This is a genomic window from Blautia sp. HCP3S3_D9 (assembly GCF_052063845.1).
GTDB lineage: Bacteria > Bacillota > Clostridia > Lachnospirales > Lachnospiraceae > Blautia_A.
In genome coordinates, this window is record NZ_JBQHWS010000247.1 from 1 (window position 1) to 1,937 (window position 1,937).

At 42.1% G+C, this 1,937-nt stretch carries 2 protein-coding genes and 1 pseudogene; all 3 read right to left on the reverse strand.

Going from position 1 to position 1,937, the window contains the following annotated elements:
* Positions 1–115 precede the first annotated feature (115 nt).
* Entirely contained in the window at positions 116–880 is a 765-nt protein-coding gene (locus ACTNES_RS20585) for a type III pantothenate kinase (protein WP_441040545.1), read from the reverse strand.
* Positions 881–932: 52 nt separating this feature from the next.
* Positions 933–1,589, reverse strand: coding sequence for an ECF transporter S component (locus ACTNES_RS20590; protein WP_291808126.1), 657 nt, complete (start codon positions 1,587–1,589; stop codon positions 933–935).
* 183 nt (positions 1,590–1,772) lie between these two features.
* A pseudogene (locus ACTNES_RS20595) lies at positions 1,773–1,937 on the reverse strand (phosphopantothenoylcysteine decarboxylase); the annotation flags it as partial.

Here is a 1,937-nt window from a genome sequence, read left to right on the forward strand (position 1 = left end):
AAAAGATTTGAGATCTGTTAAAACCGTGCACTTTATTATACCATCTTTGAGCAGAAAACACAGTAAAATCAATGGTTTTAAGCTGATTTTTCTTTTAATCAGCAGACACTAATTATTATCTGTTTTTTTCATAAATATAGAGAAGTCCTCTCAGAAGAAGTTCTTCATCCAAAATGACCTTTCTCTTACAATGTGGAACAATTTTCTTAGCCAGACCACCGGTCGCTACTACTGTAGCCTTTTCACCCAGTTCTTCTTCGATCCGGTCAATGATCCCATCCAGAGCTGCTGCATTGCTGTACAGAACTCCACTCTTCATACATTCAATAGTGTTCTTTCCAATGACATGTTTCGGAGCATCGATACTGATCCCGCTGAGCTGGGAAGCTCTTGCAGTAAGTGCATCCAGAGAAACACCTACACCTGGCAGGATCATTCCTCCTACATACTGCTTCCTGCTGTTGACAACGGACGCTGTAGTTGCAGTTCCCATATCAATCAGGATCAGAGGTACCGGATAATTTGCAATTCCGGCCACTGCATCTGCAACCTGGTCTGCGCCAAGCTGTCCCGGATTATCCATCATGATATTCAGTCCTGTTTTCACACCAGGGCCAAGAACGATTGCTTCTTTCTTAAGGATCTTCTCTGCTGCCAGCTTTGCAATATTAGTGATCTGCGGCACTACAGAAGAAATAATACATCCCTCAATCTCTGTTTTTTTGATATGATAAATATCAAGAACGTTCTTAATGTCTACCGCATATTCCAGCTCTGTCTTTGTACGGTTCGTAGAAAGACGCTCTATAAAATATGTCTTTTTGTCATCAATACATCCAACTACAATATTGGTATTTCCGATGTCAATCGCTAAAATCATACTTCTTTATCTCCATATTTATATCAATATACAATTCCGGCTGATAAAACCCTTAGACTGTTGCTTTGGCAACTTTGTCATTCTCGCTGTCTGCAGCTTTCTGTGCCGGAATCAGATGTGCTTTGGAAAGAGCAGCACCTACAGCTCCTGTGATAACTGTTGAAGATACCATTTCACACACTGCATTAATACCTACCATCATGCAGCATCCAATAATGATGTTTCTTCCACCCATCAGTCCCTGTACATATTCTGTATTTCCGAACAGACCTACTAAAGCTGTCATGAAGAATAATGTATTCAGGAATGCGGAGAAAAATCCAGTTACTGCGCAGGATACATATACATTTGTCTTCTTGCGCATAGCCTTGTAAATATAGCCAAGGCAGATTCCGTCGAGAAGACGTGGCACAAATCTCTGGACAAATGCCAGAACCGGATTGATACTAAACAGCATAGCTCCCATTGCACTTGTTCCACCAAATCCGATACACTGTCCGAAGCTTGTCAGTCCGAAGATCGCACCTGCGATGGCTCCGCCTGTCGGTCCGAGTACAACTGCACTGATCGCAACCGGGATCACATTAAATGAGATTGCCAGTGGTCCTATGTTCAGGTATCCCAGTGGTGTGTAGGCCATCAGCAGAAGAACTGCTGCCATAAGGCCAAGCATGGTGAGCTGTGTTGTTGTGAATTTCTTTGTTTTCATTTTTTTCCTCCTTGTTACCGTTCCGTTTCCGGATACAATACGGTGATGGAAAGCAGATCTGAGATTTTCCCTTACGGGATTTCCGCTTTTCAATATTAAATTTTATGTTACTGGACACAGAGTGAACAGTAACAATTTTCTCTGCAGTCTGATTTTACTTTTGAATATCAGCTGCATTCTTCTTTACTGCTCCTTATCTGAAGTCAGCAGAAGAATTTTATCCAGGATCTTAAGAGCTGCATCCTCTTTGCTCATAAGCGGGAGTGATACTTCCTCATCCTGTGTAATCAAAGTCAGCACATTAGTATCTCCCTGAAATCCGGCTCCCTCAACCTTTACGTTGTTGGC